This window comes from Vibrio metoecus, assembly GCF_009665255.1.
Taxonomy (GTDB): Bacteria; Pseudomonadota; Gammaproteobacteria; order Enterobacterales; family Vibrionaceae; genus Vibrio; species Vibrio metoecus_B.
The window spans coordinates 1551684-1567741 of record NZ_CP035686.1; the positions used below are offsets into that span (position 1 = coordinate 1551684).

The 16058-nt window shown below is 46.5% G+C and carries 14 protein-coding genes; 10 read left to right on the forward strand and 4 right to left on the reverse strand.

What is annotated here, in order from left to right; all coding sequences use genetic code 11:
- Positions 1–10 precede the first annotated feature (10 nt).
- Positions 11–1546 carry a histidine ammonia-lyase gene (gene hutH / locus EPB59_RS06995; protein WP_000902906.1) on the forward strand — a complete coding sequence of 512 codons (1536 nt, stop codon included), beginning with the start codon at positions 11–13 and terminating at the stop codon, positions 1544–1546.
- A gap of 159 nt (positions 1547–1705) precedes the next feature.
- A complete protein-coding gene (locus tag EPB59_RS07000) occupies positions 1706–2431 on the forward strand; it encodes a DUF3581 domain-containing protein (protein WP_154172034.1) in 726 nt (241 codons plus the stop codon).
- 71 nt (positions 2432–2502) lie between these two features.
- Here EPB59_RS07000 and vesB read toward each other — a convergent pair whose 3' ends face one another.
- From vesB to ydiJ, 3 genes are all read right to left on the reverse strand, one after another.
- Positions 2503–3714 carry a GlyGly-anchored extracellular serine protease VesB gene (gene vesB, locus EPB59_RS07005; RefSeq protein WP_154172036.1) on the reverse strand — a complete coding sequence of 404 codons (1212 nt, stop codon included), beginning with the start codon at positions 3712–3714 and terminating at the stop codon, positions 2503–2505.
- A gap of 253 nt (positions 3715–3967) precedes the next feature.
- A complete protein-coding gene (locus EPB59_RS07010; RefSeq protein ID WP_000792733.1) occupies positions 3968–4429 on the reverse strand; it encodes a methyltransferase family protein in 462 nt (153 codons plus the stop codon).
- A 55-nt stretch (positions 4430–4484) separates the two neighbouring features.
- A complete protein-coding gene (gene ydiJ, locus EPB59_RS07015; RefSeq protein ID WP_195706941.1) occupies positions 4485–7520 on the reverse strand; it encodes a D-2-hydroxyglutarate dehydrogenase YdiJ in 3036 nt (1011 codons plus the stop codon).
- A gap of 213 nt (positions 7521–7733) precedes the next feature.
- Here ydiJ and EPB59_RS07020 point away from each other — a divergent pair, with 213 nt between their 5' ends.
- From EPB59_RS07020 to EPB59_RS07050, 7 genes are all read left to right on the forward strand, one after another.
- Complete coding sequence (locus tag EPB59_RS07020) at positions 7734–8417, forward strand: DUF3334 family protein (protein ID WP_055050597.1); 684 nt, start codon at positions 7734–7736, stop codon at positions 8415–8417.
- Between the two features lie 136 nt (positions 8418–8553).
- Entirely contained in the window at positions 8554–9237 is a 684-nt protein-coding gene (locus EPB59_RS07025; protein WP_055050596.1) for a DUF2786 domain-containing protein, read from the forward strand.
- A 102-nt stretch (positions 9238–9339) separates the two neighbouring features.
- Positions 9340–10008 (forward strand): OmpA family protein, encoded by a 669-nt coding sequence (locus EPB59_RS07030; RefSeq protein WP_195707102.1) that lies wholly within the window; start codon positions 9340–9342, stop codon positions 10006–10008.
- Between the two features lie 111 nt (positions 10009–10119).
- The gene (locus EPB59_RS07035) at positions 10120–11133 is read left to right on the forward strand and encodes a J domain-containing protein (protein WP_154172042.1); all 1014 of its coding nucleotides are present in this window, start codon (positions 10120–10122) and stop codon (positions 11131–11133) included.
- Positions 11134–11283: 150 nt separating this feature from the next.
- Entirely contained in the window at positions 11284–11466 is a 183-nt protein-coding gene (locus EPB59_RS07040) for a hypothetical protein (RefSeq protein ID WP_000493164.1), read from the forward strand.
- 291 nt (positions 11467–11757) lie between these two features.
- Complete coding sequence (locus EPB59_RS07045) at positions 11758–12159, forward strand: helicase (protein ID WP_154172044.1); 402 nt, start codon at positions 11758–11760, stop codon at positions 12157–12159.
- 149 nt (positions 12160–12308) lie between these two features.
- Positions 12309–13415 (forward strand): phosphoribosylaminoimidazolesuccinocarboxamide synthase, encoded by a 1107-nt coding sequence (locus tag EPB59_RS07050; RefSeq protein ID WP_055050592.1) that lies wholly within the window; start codon positions 12309–12311, stop codon positions 13413–13415.
- Positions 13416–13515: 100 nt separating this feature from the next.
- Here EPB59_RS07050 and EPB59_RS07055 read toward each other — a convergent pair whose 3' ends face one another.
- Positions 13516–13866 (reverse strand): transporter, encoded by a 351-nt coding sequence (locus EPB59_RS07055; RefSeq protein ID WP_162231899.1) that lies wholly within the window; start codon positions 13864–13866, stop codon positions 13516–13518.
- 491 nt (positions 13867–14357) lie between these two features.
- Between EPB59_RS07055 and EPB59_RS07060 the strand changes: the two genes are divergently transcribed.
- Positions 14358–16046, forward strand: coding sequence for an NAD-dependent malic enzyme (locus tag EPB59_RS07060; protein WP_055050591.1), 1689 nt, complete (start codon positions 14358–14360; stop codon positions 16044–16046).
- The last annotated feature ends 12 nt before the right edge of the window (positions 16047–16058 follow it).

A 16058-nucleotide genomic window follows, 5' to 3' on the forward strand; every position in this document is an offset into this window, starting at 1 on the left:
GAAAGAAACCATGTTGCACCTGATGATCAAACCCGGCCAACTCAGCTTAAAACAGTTGCGTCAAGTGAGCCGCTCACCCGTGGTGTTATCCCTCGATCCAGAAGCGATTCCGGCGATTGCCGAAAGCGCCCAAGTCGTCGAACAAGTGATCAGCGAAGGACGTACCGTTTACGGCATCAATACCGGATTTGGCTTGCTCGCCAACACCAAAATTGCCCCGCAAGATTTGGAAACGCTGCAAAAGAGCATCGTGCTTTCTCATGCTGCGGGCATCGGCGAGCTGATGTCGGATGAAACCGTTCGTTTGATGATGTTACTTAAAATCAACAGCTTGGCGCGTGGCTATTCTGGTATCCGTCTTGAAGTCATCCAAGCTTTGATCGAGCTCGTCAATAACCAGATTTATCCTTGCGTACCGAAAAAAGGTTCGGTTGGCGCATCGGGCGATCTTGCGCCGCTGGCTCACATGAGCACAGTGTTGCTCGGCGAAGGCCAAGCACGTTACAACGGCAAAATCATCTCCGGTCTAGAAGCGATGAAAATTGCGGGGCTAGAGCCAATTACCCTTGCCCCTAAAGAAGGGCTCGCGCTTCTGAACGGTACTCAAGCCTCGACCGCATTTGCGCTCGAAGGACTGTTTGTGGCTGAAGATCTATTTGCCTCCGCCACTGTGTGCGGTGCGATGTCGGTCGAAGCCGCTCTGGGAAGCCGTCGCCCCTTCGATCCGCGTATCCACCGCGTGCGTGGGCACCGAACCCAAATGGATGCTGCAACGGCGTATCGTCACCTGCTCGATGTCAGCAGTGAAATTGGCCAATCCCACAGCAACTGTGAAAAAGTGCAAGATCCTTACTCTTTGCGCTGCCAACCCCAAGTGATGGGCGCTTGCTTGCAGCAAATTCGAAGTGCAGCAGAGGTGTTGGAAGTCGAAGCTAACTCGGTTTCTGATAACCCACTCGTGTTTGCCGAGGATGGCGACATCATCTCAGGCGGCAACTTCCATGCTGAACCTGTGGCCATGGCAGCGGATAACTTGGCGCTGGCGATTGCTGAAATTGGCAGTCTCTCCGAGCGGCGTATGGCACTGCTGATTGACAGTGCGCTAAGTAAACTACCGCCCTTTTTGGTCGACAATGGTGGGGTGAACTCCGGCTTTATGATTGCGCAAGTCACGGCAGCTGCCTTAGCCAGTGAGAACAAAACCCTCGCGCATCCTGCGTCAGTCGACAGTTTACCCACTTCAGCCAACCAAGAAGACCACGTTTCCATGGCGACGTTTGCCGCACGCAGACTGCGTGATATGGGCGAAAATACTCGTGGTATTTTGGCGGTGGAATACCTTGCAGCAGCACAAGGATTGGATTTTCGTGCACCATTGAAGTCCTCACCACGCATTGAGGAAGCAAGGCAGATACTGCGTGAAAAAGTACCGTTTTACGATAAAGACCGCTATTTTGCGCCGGATATCGAAAAAGCCAATGCTCTGCTGCAACTTGCCGTACACAACCGTTTAATGCCCGATCAGCTGCTACCAAGCCAGCACTAAGTGACTGACAAATCAACCTTTCAAGAGCCCTACGGGGCTCTTATGCTTAAATCACTTGAGGTGGCAATTTAAAATAGCAATAACATCTCCACTGGATAGACCAATGATTGCAAGATTCTGTCCTATAATGCGCGCAGTTTAGTTGAGATAGCGATAACCATGTTCCTGACTGCATACCATTCAACCCAACAACACCAATTTCAATTTACTCGCCAACAGGCTAGCCACTTTGCCAAATTGGTCGCGGGTGATTTCAACCCAATCCATGACGAAGACAGCAAGCGTTTCTGCGTACCAGGCGATTTGCTTTTTGCCGTACTGCTGCAAAAAGAAGGCATTAGCCAGAAGATGCGTTTTGACTTCTCAGGTATGGTGAGTGATGGCGTTGCTCTGCACATTGAAAATAAGTGTCAGCGTGAAAGCGCAGTCGTGGATGCCAGCGGCAAAGAGTACCTGCACATGTCACGTGAAGGTGAAGTCAACCGCAACCCTGCTTTTATTGAGCATGTGGTGACCAGCTATGTGCAGTTTTCTGGCATGAACTTCCCGCACATCATGGTGCCTTTGATGGAAGAGCAGCAGATGATGATCAACTGCCAGCGTCCACTGGTGATTTATGAATCGATGGAAGTGGAATTTACCCGCCTTGATCTCACTCATCCAGAAGTAGAATTTGCTGGCGCGACTTTTGATGTGGATGGCAAACGCGGCTTAGTGACACTCAACTTTGTGTTTAAAGATGAAGGACAAGTGGTAGGCAAAGGGCTAAAACGTATGGTTGCCAGTGGTTTAAAACCTTACGACCAAGCGGAAATCGATGATCTCGTCAACCGTTTCAATGAGCGCAAAGAAGCCTTCCTTAGCCAGATTGAGCAAGCGGCATAATTCTCAGACCTCTTATATAACGAAAAAAATAACCCGCACACAGCGGGTTATTTTTATTATGGTATTGCTAATCAAGCGGTTTTCCGTCTCATCCCCAATGGAGCCAAAAGCAGCAAACTCAGCCAGCCGATGGAACCACCAGAAGAGGTACTTGGGGCAAAAGGCGAAGTATCCAGTTGAATGCGAGACGTTGCACGTTTAGAACCTCCCGCATAGCTAAAGATCAACTCAAAGTCATACTGATATTGACGGTAGTTTTGCGCATCAACAGCCACTTCTACACTACAACTTTCACTAGTGGCTAACGTCACTTTAGTACTGCATCCATTGGATAGCACGCTGAAATCAGCAGGCAGGCTAGAGAATGTGTTTCCTGTATAAGTCAACGTATTGGAATCAAGGTTGGTATATGTAAATGATTGACTCACTTTACCTAATGAACGAATACCGAGATTGGCGACTTGATCATAGCTAAGCTGGTTAGTGTGCTTTGTGATCCAATCACGAAAATAACTGACGTTGGTATACACACCATAAGTGCCCGTTTTAGCGCATTGTTCATCACCCCAACTCACAATACCCAGTTGCTCTCGGCCCGTTTTAACTACAATTGGGCCGCCAGAATCACCCTGACATGAATCTTTCGTAAGACGAGCAGCGCAAAAATTGGTTGAATTAGGATCAGAAGAAATTCCATGCTGCATAACGATCTGGCAAAGCGATTGCGAAACTAGGTCAACATCTACTTCTTGTAGTATCGGAGTAAATTGTGGCGGTTTCGATTGCACGGTAATCCCCCATCCAGCCACTTTTAAAGGGGTTAATGCTGATAAAGACACGCGTGTTGCAGGACCCGCTAAAGTGATGGCAGGTAAACTACTGGTTTGTGCTAACTCGACAATCGCGATGTCATTCAATAAGTTACTGGGACTATAACTCAAATGACGGTAAATTTTTTGCGCAGGAATCATCTCTCCTTGAGAAGAGTTATTCAGATCATACGCACCAATAATGACATCCACACTAGCAGCACTACGACTATCAAAACAGTGAGCAGCAGTTAAGACATATCGTCCACCTAAGAAACTGCCGCCACAAAATTGCCCTTGATAAGCATCTGCACCGCGTTTAACCAGAGCCACAATCGATGGCCATTCGGCAGAGTTTGCATTCGAACCATTAATAATACGAGATGAAATATCTGCTGTGGATTCCGCATAGAGCAGTGTAGGGAAAAGAGAAAAACCGATAAAGCACGACAGCAATTTAGAAACCTGATGCACAACTCAATCCTTTCATTAATCAGAAATTATCATTTGATAGCTCGTTATATCCCAACTACTTGGAACGATAGGTAGGCGACAAGTCAGTGACAAGTTTGTTGGGAACAAATTGCGCCGCGCGCCAGCCAGCCACTACCACTGCAACGTCAAATAGGAAGGTTATCCTACGCACAAATCTATAATCCCCAGAAATGTTTCAAACTCTTTTTCACAAATATGTGAATTTTAGCTAAAAATGCTAGGTAATCGGACATTACAACCAGCGTCTCACTCGCTTTTTGTAATGTAGATAGGCTTCGCCAAACTTGGCTTCTAGAATCCGCTCTTCAGGCTCGATTTGGTATTGATTCATGTACAACAGAAAGCCGCCAACTATCACCAAGCTAAGAGCGTTTTCTTGCCAGTAAGCAAGCCCAAACAGCAGGAGCAGTAAGCCGAGATACATAGGATTGCGGCTGAGTGCAAAAACGCCGCTGTCTACCACAGTGGCCGCGAGATCCGGTGCCATGGGGTTCACCGTCGTTTTAAAACGACGAAACTCCAACAAACCTGCAATCCCCCAGAAACCTGAGCTGCAAAAACAGAGCGCCATGACTAGGCTTGGCCACGGTAGTGTAATGGTTAATGTTGGAAAGAGAATGGAAGAGAGATGAATCAACGCCAAGGCCACCAGAAAAACCGCGACTGGAGGAACCTTTAATTCTAAATTTTTCATAATCACCTCAATTCAACTGAATGAAAAAGCCCAGTGGAGTCACTGGGCATTCTGCTTATAGCAAGTGTAACAGAGCCTGCAACGGATGCTTAGGTTTGATTTGCTCAAACCGTTTCACTTGGCTACGACACGAGTAACCAGTCACCAAACAGCGTTCTTTCGGTAGCGACGCTAATGCGGGTTGCCAACTCAAATCGTAAATATCGCGAGACATGGTTAATTTATCCACCTCATGACCAAAGGTACCCGCCATACCACAGCACCCTACCGCCACCGCATTGAGCTGCGTACCAAAGTGGCGGAAGATTTCCACCCACTCTTTTTCCGCATTCGGCAGCTTGGTTTTCTCCGTACAGTGCGCCAATAAGTACCAAGGCTGTGCATCGGTTGCTTGAGGCGTAAACTGCGACAGGCGTGGTTTGAGCCATTCATGAACCGTCAGAACCGAAAACTCGCCGCGCTCTTTGCCTAATATTTCAACATACTCATCGCGATAGCAAAGCACCAAAGCAGGATCTACACCCACGAGCGGAATATTGAGATCCGCCACTTGAGTCAGAAATGCCGCGGTATTCGCTGCCGTCGAACGAAATTGGCGTAGAAAGCCCTTAATATGTTGCGCTTTGCCATTGGGCTTAAACGGCAACAATACTGGTTTTTTGCCTAATTTAAGCAGCAGGGCGACAAAATCTTCGACCACATCTGCATCGTAATAACTGGTAAACGGATCTTGCACGATCAACACATGTTGCTCGCGCTCTTCTTGCGATAACCCCGCCAAACGCTGCATATCAAACAGGACGACGGGATGACGGTGCAAACGCTGCACGAGTGTCGGTACCGATAACAGGGGCGCATCGACATAACCCACAGTTTTAGCAGTCAACTTCTGCACCACAGATTGCACTAACACGCTATTCACTAGCTGCGGAGCCTTCGCCATCACAGGTAATAAGCTCTCAATATTCGCAACCAGATAATCTTTGACTGGGCGCGGATAACGGCTGTGATAGATATTCAGAAAACGTGAACGGAAACTTGGCACATCCACCTTAATCGGGCACTGGCTTGCACAGGCCTTACAGGCCAAGCAACCATTCATCGCTTCATACACTTCATGCGAAAAGTCATACTCTTTATCTTTGCTAAAAGCATGACGAACGCGATCCAGCATGGATTTGACTGTTGGTAAGGATTCGAGCGTGGCTTTTTCAAGATCGAGAATATCAATCCCCTGCTCCGTCAGTTGACGTAACCATTCCCGCACTAATCCTGCGCGCCCTTTCGGCGAGTGACGACGATCCGCCGTCACCTTCATTGACGGACACATCGGAGAGCTGGTTTCGTAGTTAAAGCACAAACCGTTACCGTTACACTCCATGGCTTGCTTAAAGCTGTCGCGCACTTTGACGTCGATTTGGCGATCGTAAAAGCCACGTTTAGTATCCGATACCTTGACCAGTTCAAACGGCGTATCGAGTGGGGTACAAATCTTGCCCGGATTCATCTTATTGTGCGGGTCAAACGCCGCTTTCACACGACGCAGTTCAGTGAACAGTTCCTCACCAAAAAATTCTGGACCATATTCCGAACGATAGCCTTTGCCATGTTCACCCCACATCAAGCCGCCATATTTAGCCACCAGCTTGACCACTTGATCGGAGATTTCACGCATCAACAGTTCTTGTTTGGGATCGCACAAGTCAAGCGCAGGACGCACATGCAATACGCCCGCATCCACATGTCCAAACATGCCATAAGCCAGATTTTTGGAATCGAGCAGTGCGCGAAATTCAACGATAAAATCGGCCAAATTTTCTGGCGGCACACAGGTATCTTCGGTAAACGCAACCGGTTTAACTCGGCCTTTGGCTGCGCCGAGCAAGCCCACCGCTTTTTTGCGCATATTGTAGATGCGGTTGATGCTCGCTAAATCGCTGCAGACTTGATAACCAATAATTCCCGCTTGTTGGTTAGCCATCATCTCATCAAGGCGCGCAGTTAATTGTGCGACTTGCTGATTAATCTGCGCGCTGTCTTGGCCTGCGTATTCGACCATATTGATGCCTTGCATCTCTTTGCCCGGCACATCAGCCAGCAAGTCTTTTACGCTGTGCCAAATAATGTCTTCTTTGGCAAGATTGAGCACTTTCGAGTCAACGGTTTCTACCGAGAGCGCTTTGGCTTCAACCATCAACGGCGCATTACGCAGTGCAGAATCAAAGCTGTCGTATTTCACATTCACTAAAGTGCGTGCTTTGGGGATTGGCGTTAGATTGAGTTTGGCCTCAGTAATGAAAGCCAGAGAGCCCTCCGCCCCACACAACACCCGCGTGATATCAAAGCGATCTTCTGCTTCATTGAGGGCATTTTTTAAATCGTACCCGGTCAAAAAACGGTTGAGCGGCGGAAATTTCGCGACAATTTGCTCACGTTTGGTACGGCAAACCTGCTCCGTGACTTGCATCGCTTGCGCAGCAAACGTATTGGGAGCAGGCAAACCTTGCGAGAGATCGGTTTCCAGCAAAGAACCATCGGCAAATACTGCTTGCAGCGAGAGTACGTGATCCGACGTTTTGCCATATTGTAGCGACCCTTGCCCTGAAGCATCGGTGTTGACCATGCCGCCAAGCGTCGCGCGATTACTGGTCGAAAGATCGGGAGAGAAGAAAAAACCGTGTGGGCGTACCGCATCATTGAGTTGATCTTTGATCACCCCGGCTTGAACACGCACCCAACCTTCTTGTGGATTAATTTCTAAGATGCGGTTCATATGCCGAGAGAGATCAACCACTACTCCTTTAGTGAGCGATTGACCATTTGTACCAGTACCGCCGCCACGAGGTGAGAAAGTCACTCTCTCAAATTCAGGTTTTGAACTAATCTTTCCTATGAGTACCACATCTTCGGTGGATCTAGGATGCACGACAGCTTGGGGCAGTTGCTGATAAACACTGTTATCCGTCGCAACGGCAAGTCGGCTAGAGTATTGGGTTTCAATATCGCCAGTAAATCCTGCGGTTTTTAACTCATGTAAAAAAGTTAAAACCACCGGATCAACGTCGGATTGGTGATGAAGTCTTGGTAACATTTGCTTCCTGCCCCTACTACGCTGATCCAATCAGCTTTGGGTTAATGTTGGATTTTAAAGAGTAATCTTTGAATTGGGTCACTTTACAACATTTAAAATGGTGATCAAATCAGAATCTGAGTGCCAGAATGCGGTGAAACAGAATTTTATCAACTTAATTTCTTGCTGACCTATTCTGTTATACGACTTATCAAGAACTGTATGGAAAAAACGATGAAAAAAAATCAAATAGTAACAACGGAAGACATTTTACTGATGCTGTGCCAATCGGTTTCTACGGTTCTCACATCCGCTACAAATTCACCGATCACTTATTCTGCGATGGTGCAGAAAATCAACAAAACCTCGTTAAAACCTGATTTTGGTTGTTTCGTTCTCTTCGACGGGGGCTTTACTGGTCTGGTGGTCATTAACTTCACCGCTAAAGCGGCGCTTGAAGTCTACACCAACTATATGCGCAACATGGGGATGCCTGACGATGAGCTAGCGGTGCTGCACACCTCCGATGAAGTTGGTGATGTACTGGGCGAACTGATGAACCAGCTAGTGGGTGATTTTACCAATAAGGTGCGCAAAGAACTGCAAACCAACATCACCCAAAACCAGCCTAAAATGCTGTCACTCAATAAACAGGTTCTGCTTTCAGTCGATACGAACCTAGACCGCCCTCAAGCACGCCGAGTGACTTTCTCTACCGCGAATAACAACATTTTCTACCTCGAACTGGCGATGGATAAAACCGAGTTTATCCAATTAGAAGATTTTGATGTGCGTGAAGATGAAAGCCCAGATGATATTCTCGAAGCCGCGCAGCAGCAGAAAAAATCCCAATCAATAGCCACCAGCACGGTACAAGATGATGCGGCTGCGGATTTACTTGACCAACTTGGCATCTAACTTTTCTATCAATTCTAAACCCTTGTGAATTGAGAGGTCGTTACTGTTGTGACGACCTCTTCCCTTTTCCTTCTCAGGCAAAAAGGCTAGAATGTCGGACTTTTCTTAAGTCGTACCGAATCTGCTTTACTTGCCAATGGATAAACAAAAAGCCCTTAAAAAAATCGCGAAATGCCTTGAGCTAGGTAATTCAGCTAACGTCAATGAAGCCGCCAATGCGATCAAAATGGCGCACAACTTGATGCTGAAATATGGTCTCGATAAGGATGACATTGAGTTCATCAAAATGGGGAAAACCCAATCGAGCCATCTCCTCCCAGCCGCGATTTCCTCTGGTATTTTGCGGGTGATTCGTGGCATCAACACTCGATTCGGTGTGGAAGCAGTATTGATTAACCATAAAGGACTCAAGCGGGTTGAATTTATTGGTGAAGCCGATCGCGCCATCTTTGCGGCGTTCGCGTTTGATATCATCTATCGTGAGATGAATGAGCAAACAGGCCAGTTTCGCAATAGTTTTTCCGGCACGGGGACTTCGTCGCTAGAAGTTACTCGTCGCGTCAATTCCTTTGTTTCTGGTTGGATTGAAGGCGCTTTAGAGAAGCTCCCCATCATCACGCCAGATGAAGACTCCATGAATAAAATCAATAACTACATTGATAAAGAGTTCGAAAACATCGACCGTGAAACGTTTAAACAGCAATTAAGGGAAGCGATGAAAAATTTGACCGAGGATTATGAAATCGGTCTTAAAAAGGGACGGCGTGTTTCAGTGAATCGTCCTATTCATGGTGCGCAAGCACCAAAGCTTCTCAAGTAGCCATTTGTAAGAGATTGGTAAAAAGCGCAATCCGCCGATTGACGTTGAACTCGAATTCTCGTTTATTGCGCGAAAAATCATTCAATAAACGGAGAGAATGTGTTGAATAAAGCAACTTTGTTGTTAGCCGCGGTGATGGCGTTGTCTGGGTGCCAAGCGACCCAACGCCAAAATGCGACAACCGGAGAAACAGAAACCAACGCCACCACTAAAGGTGCATTATTAGGCGCCCTAGCCGGTGCAGCCGTTGGTTTAGCGACAGGTGACGATGCCAAAGAGCGCCGTAAACATGCATTAATTGGTGCGGCTGGTGGTGCGGCAGTGGGTGGCGGGATTGGTTATTATTTTGACCAACAAGAAGTGGAACTGCGTAAAGCACTGCTCGATTCTGGGGTTCAAGTGGTACGTGTCGGTGAGAATCAACTGTTACTGCGTATGGAAAATGGCATTGGTTTTACTAGTAGCTCATATCAACTTGATAGCTATATCCATAAAACCTTACGTGGCGTGGCTCGTATTCTAGTGGAATATCCTGATACGAGTCTGGTGATAGAAGGCCATACTGACAGCACAGGCAGTGATAACACTAACCAAGTCCTTTCCGAAAAGCGGGCAGAATCGGTACGCGCATTCTTGCTTGCACAGGGAGTCGCTGCGGGTCGAGCAATTGCTCGTGGTAATGGTGAGCGTTTCCCTCTATGCTCAAATAGCACCGCAGAAGGACGCGCTTGTAACCGTCGTGTTGAAATTCAAATTCTGCCACTAAAATAGTGTAAAGAGCTAAACGACTTGAAGCTGCAGCCCATACTGCTATTGATTCAAGTTGAAAAATGATAGCCCGGTGCCTACTGGGCTTTTTTCATCTTTAGGGAAAGTACAACCATGCGTTTGCGTTGTTTATGGCTGTTTTTGCCGTTTTCATTTCCACTCGCGGCCGCCGATGAGCTGACCGAGCTGACGAAGCTCGCCAAACAGAATGATCCGCAAGCCCAGTATCAACTTGCAATGGCGTACCAAGCAGGGAGTTCGACACCACAAAATCTCAACGACGCATTTTACTGGTTTTTGCAAGCGGCAGAGCAAAACTATCCCGCAGCTATGGCTCAAGTTGCCAGCGCTTATATGACTGGACAAGGGGTAAACAAAGATGCTCAGCAGACTCAATATTGGCTGACCAAACTCGCCCTTAGTGGCAACGTTCGCGCTACAGCGACTTTGGCTAAGTGGTATGAACAGCACTCCTCGCCCATTCCCGCACTGGATTTGGCCGAACTCTGGTATCGCGTAAATTCGAATCAAGACAGCGAATCCGAGCAAGGGTATTCACGTTTACTAGAGCAAAAATTCAATCAACAGCGTGAAAAACAGCTCAGCAGCATCGAATCCTTAGATAAAGTGATTGATCAGGACCTCAGTGCTCCACCCACACAACCCATACCAACAACCAACCAAGCGATTACCAGCGATTGGTTATTACCGTTACTCACGGCCGTGGGGCTTCTGCTCGCGATCATTACCGTTCGCATGATATGGCGGAAACCTCGCAACTCAGTAATAGCATCCACCACCATCGATCCAGAAACAAAGATCAAAGAGCAACAGTTCATTATTAAGAGACAGAAACAACAGCTTGATCAGCTATTTCAAGAATGCAAACGGCTGCAACAAAACCAAGCCAATGACCTCAGCGGGCAAAAAGTGGCTATCGCCTATGCCGTCATGGGATTTCATCCAACGCAAACACCCGACGTAAAAGCCATCAAATTACGTTATAAGCAGCTATCGAAAATCTATCATCCCGATCTACACGGGAGTGATGAGGAAATGAAACGACTCAATTCGGCGGTCAAAATCGTGATTGATTCAGTTAATAAATCGTTACAAAAACAAGCATAGGCATTGAGAATTCTTGTTTAACAATTGCAAAATCAGTGTTTGCGCAATCGATCTCCCTCTCAACCACAATTACAAATAGTTAACTTTTCTTATTCACTCGTGCAATAATCCGCGCGAAATTTACGCCTGATTTGGGTGGGAGAAAAGACAATGTTTAGCGTAGAAGGCATCTGTGATTGGTGTAAACAGCCAAAACTACTGACAAAACATGAATATGTGGATGGTAAAGCCCATCATTCATGTGAAAACTGCAATGAATTTGCCCGTATGGATGTGCGGCAATTTAATCTAGCTGAGATGGCATTCCGAGAAAAACAACAAGCAGCTCGATAGATAGCATCCTCTTCGATTGGACAAGCGCCTTAAGGCGCTTTTTCTATTTATAGCCATCTAAGCCCCATTCACACTCCACTTGCTTTACGTGCCACCGCTCACAAAACACACCATCCATCAAAATTATCACTACTCGCAGCACAGAATCCAACCAATTGAAAAATAATAATTTAACTTAAAAAGCCAGATAAGAATCCACTTGTCTGTACTTTTTTTATCCAAAAATAGGTTGCAAAAACAGCCAATCAATAATACTGTATTTACATACAGCATGTATGGAGAAACAGTATTATGTTACACACTGAATTCAAACATTTGGGGCTATACCCATCACATACACGAACCACACTACGTCCAGCGAACGAATTAACTGGTGACGCTCACGTAATGCAACGTCTCGCCTGTTTATCTGAGCGCGCACAATGGATTCTCTATACAGCTCAATGCCAACGCCCAAATATTCAATTACTCCATGCACACCAGATCGATAGTGGCAAGGTAATCCATATCAAGCCATCCAAGGTTTATTCAGAAGCAGAGATCATTGCCAAAGCCATCGCTTGCCGAACAGCCAGTGCGATTGTGGCCAGCAGTGCGATTGATCTGATGACTCAACAACAGCTAAAACAGTATGCTCAGCAGCATCATTGCGAACTGTTTTTCATCAAACAAGCACCTTACTCTTTACACTAATCACCTGAGAGTGAACGGAGAATAAATTTAAGCAAACGTTTGCTTTTTGTCTGGCGGCAGAAATTAGTTCTGGTATCATGCGCTCAACCCGCGATTTTCTATAGAGGAAAATCGCAAAGTGAAGTTTGAATTCAGATAGGAATGTCTCAATGAGCCTTGCAGATCAAGTCCTTGCCGTCAATGACGACCTCCCCATTCGTACTCATCAACCTGTGCATAGCGGCAAAGTTCGTTCCGTGTATTGGTTGACAGAGCAAGATAGCCGACGCCTCATCAAAGAAAAAGGTTATCCCGTCGCCGAAGATGCGCCATTGGCCATTATGGTGATCAGTGACCGAATTTCAGCATTTGACTGTATTTGGCATGCTGAAGGCGATGTCCGAGGTGTACCCGGTAAAGGTGCAGCATTGAATGCGATCTCTAATCACTGGTTCAAGCTGTTCCAACAACAGGGTTTAGCGGATAGCCACATTTTAGATATTCCTCACCCTTTCGTCTGGATTGTACAAAAAGCTCGCCCAATCAAAATTGAAGCGATTTGTCGTCAATACATCACGGGCTCTATGTGGCGCGCTTATTCAAAGGGTGAGCGAGAGTTTTGTGGTATCACTTTACCTGAGGGTTTAGAGAAAGATAGCCAACTCCCAGAACTGCTGATGACCCCCTCCACCAAAGGTATTTTGCGTGGTATTCCCAGTGTGCCAGAGGCGGATGATGTCAACATCTCGCGCCAAGATATTGAAGCCAACTACGCGGCATTTAATTTCAACCAGCCACAAGATATTGACCATTACGAGACACTGCTCAAACAAGGTTTTGCCGTGATCAGTGAAGCCTTAAAAAGTGTGGGGCAAATTTTTGTCGATACCAAATTTGAGTTTGGCTATGTGACTGATCAGCAAGGACAACAAAAACTGATCTATATGGATGAAGTCGGTACTCCTGATTCATCACGTATTTGGGATGCGGAACAGTATCAACAAGGAAAGATTGTTGAAAACTCAAAAGAGGGCTTCCGCCAATTTTTACTCAATTACTTTCCTGACCCCGATATTCTGCTTAATAAAGAGCGTATGCCAGAGCGTGAAGCACTCGCGCGTGATAACGCTTTACCATTAGAAGCATTACTTGATATTTCACGCACCTATTTAGGCATTGCAGAAAAAATCACCGGACAACCCATTCATCTTAGCAATCAGCCAAAACAAGAGATCATCGATATTTTAGACCAAGAATACGGGCTAATAGAACGCTAAAACCATGCAACGATGTAGTGAATAATAGAAGTGAACAAAGGGGCGATAACGCCCCTTTGTTTTATATTGTCGATTGAGATTTAAGCCTTTTTTCAAAACATCACAACTTAATAAGAAACTCGTCTTGATTTGTCGATTCAATCTGCGCAGCACTCTTGCTTTGAATCGCGGTAAGTTGTTGTTCATCAAGTGCATAGGGCATCACCAGAGTCAGCTCTTCAATCCCTTCTTGTTTCGCCAGTTTCACTAGGGTAATTAAGTTGGACTCATCACTGCGCCGAGTGGAGAGTCGCTTTAAAGCGACATCCCACAGCCGATCTTGTGGACTCTGCTCTTCCTTGATGACATCCAACCATGCAATACCGAAAATCGGTGCAAATGAGCCAACAGCCTCAACAAAAGTCCATTTTTTAGTGCAGGATACGCCTAAAAATGTGGTGTAGTCGAACACTGCGCTAATCCTTACTTTTTCCATTCTGTCCCCCGACATGATTGGCAACACAGTGAAACCACTATTGACCATGCTTGTGCATATAGCAATACGATATAAGAAAATAGTCTTTTATGTTAGGCAATCGGTTTCAAAGGCTATATAAAAACCAAAGTAGTAACACCACGCCTACATTTTTAAAATGATATGTGTTTTGTTGATTAATATTTTCTTATTCAAACAAAATCCCCTCCGTAAAGCCCAATCAAAAGCACGAATAATCTTAAGGTGTAAATCATCCTAAAGCTTTAAGCAGAGGACTTAATCACTAATAGCCACCAAGTTGCACACAAATTATCCATCTCATTAGCTCTTGAGTGTTTTAAACACTGGGCTTGCGCACAGAAGCAGGATATTCAACGGACGCAAGCCGTTTGTCTATTTACAATCCAACCAGCAAGTCGGTATCATTTTCGCGTTTCTCTTCTACCCTACCAATCAATAGGCCGAACATGAATAACGATAAACGTCCGCTGTATATCTCCTACGCAGGCCCTGCTCTTCTTAGTACTCCCCTGCTCAACAAAGGTAGCGCTTTCAGCGCAGAAGAACGAGCTTCATTTAACCTTGAGGGTTTACTGCCCGAAGCGACAGAAACCATTCAGGAGCAAGTGGTACGTGCATACCAACAATATCGCGGTTTCGAAAGCGATATGGATAAACATATTTACCTGCGCAACATTCAAGACACGAACGAGACCTTGTTCTACCGTTTGGTACAAAATCATATTTCCGAGATGATGCCGATCATCTATACCCCTACCGTGGGCGCGGCATGTGAGAATTTCTCTAACATTTACCGCCGTGGTCGTGGTCTGTTCATCTCTTATGCCAACCGTGATCGTATCGACGACCTGCTCAACAACGCAGCCAACCACAACGTGAAAGTGATTGTGGTCACCGATGGTGAACGTATTTTAGGTCTGGGCGACCAAGGCATCGGAGGCATGGGCATTCCAATTGGTAAACTGTCACTCTATACCGCTTGTGGTGGTATCAGCCCAGCTTATACTTTGCCTGTAGTGCTTGATGTGGGTACCAACAACCCACAACGCCTTGCTGATCCTATGTACATGGGCTGGCGTCATCCTCGAATCACTGGGGCTGACTACGACAACTTTGTTGAAGAGTTTATGCAAGCGGTTCAACGCCGTTGGCCAGATGCATTAATCCAGTTCGAAGATTTTGCACAGAAAAATGCGATGCCGCTGCTGGAGCGCTATAAAAACCGCGTGTGTTGCTTTAATGATGATATTCAAGGCACAGCAGCAGTGACTGTGGGTTCACTGCTTGCTGCCTGTAAAGCGGCAGGTAGCCAACTTTCTGAGCAACGTATCACTTTCTTGGGCGCTGGCTCTGCCGGTTGTGGTATCGCCGAAGCCATCATCGCGCAAATGGTGTCTGAAGGTATTAGTGACGAGCAAGCTCGCTCGCAAGTTTATATGGTTGACCGCTGGGGTCTGCTGGAAGAAGGCATGCCTAATCTGCTCGACTTCCAACAGCGCTTGGTGCAGAAAAAGGCCAACACCCAAAACTGGACGACAGAGAATAACGGCTACTCACTGCATGATGTGATCCGCAATGCCAAACCGACGGTTTTGGTTGGTGTATCGGGTGCTCCGGGACTCTTTAGTGAAGAGATCATCAAAGAGATGCATCAGCACTGTCCTCGACCAATTGTGTTCCCGCTGTCTAACCCAACTAGCCGCGTGGAAGCCTTACCAAGCGATATTATTCGTTGGACTAATGGTGAAGCTTTAGTGGCAACTGGTAGCCCATTTGATCCTGTGCTGCACGAAGGCAAAACCTACCCGATTGTACAATGTAACAACAGCTACATTTTCCCGGGAATTGGCTTAGGTGTTCTGGCAGCGAATGCACGCCGAGTAACCGATGAAATGCTGATGGAATCCAGCCGTGCCTTAGCAAGCTGCTCACCACTGGGTATTAATGGACATGGACCTTTGCTGCCGCCTTTGGAGTCCATTCATTCTGTATCGAAGAAGATTGCATTCGCCGTCGCTAAAAAAGCCATTGAACAGGGTGTCGCACCAGAAATTACCGATGAAGCATTGGAAGCATCTATCGATCAACACTTCTGGCAACCGGTTTATCGTCGTTACAAGCGTACTGCCTTTTAATTTAAGCGGAGA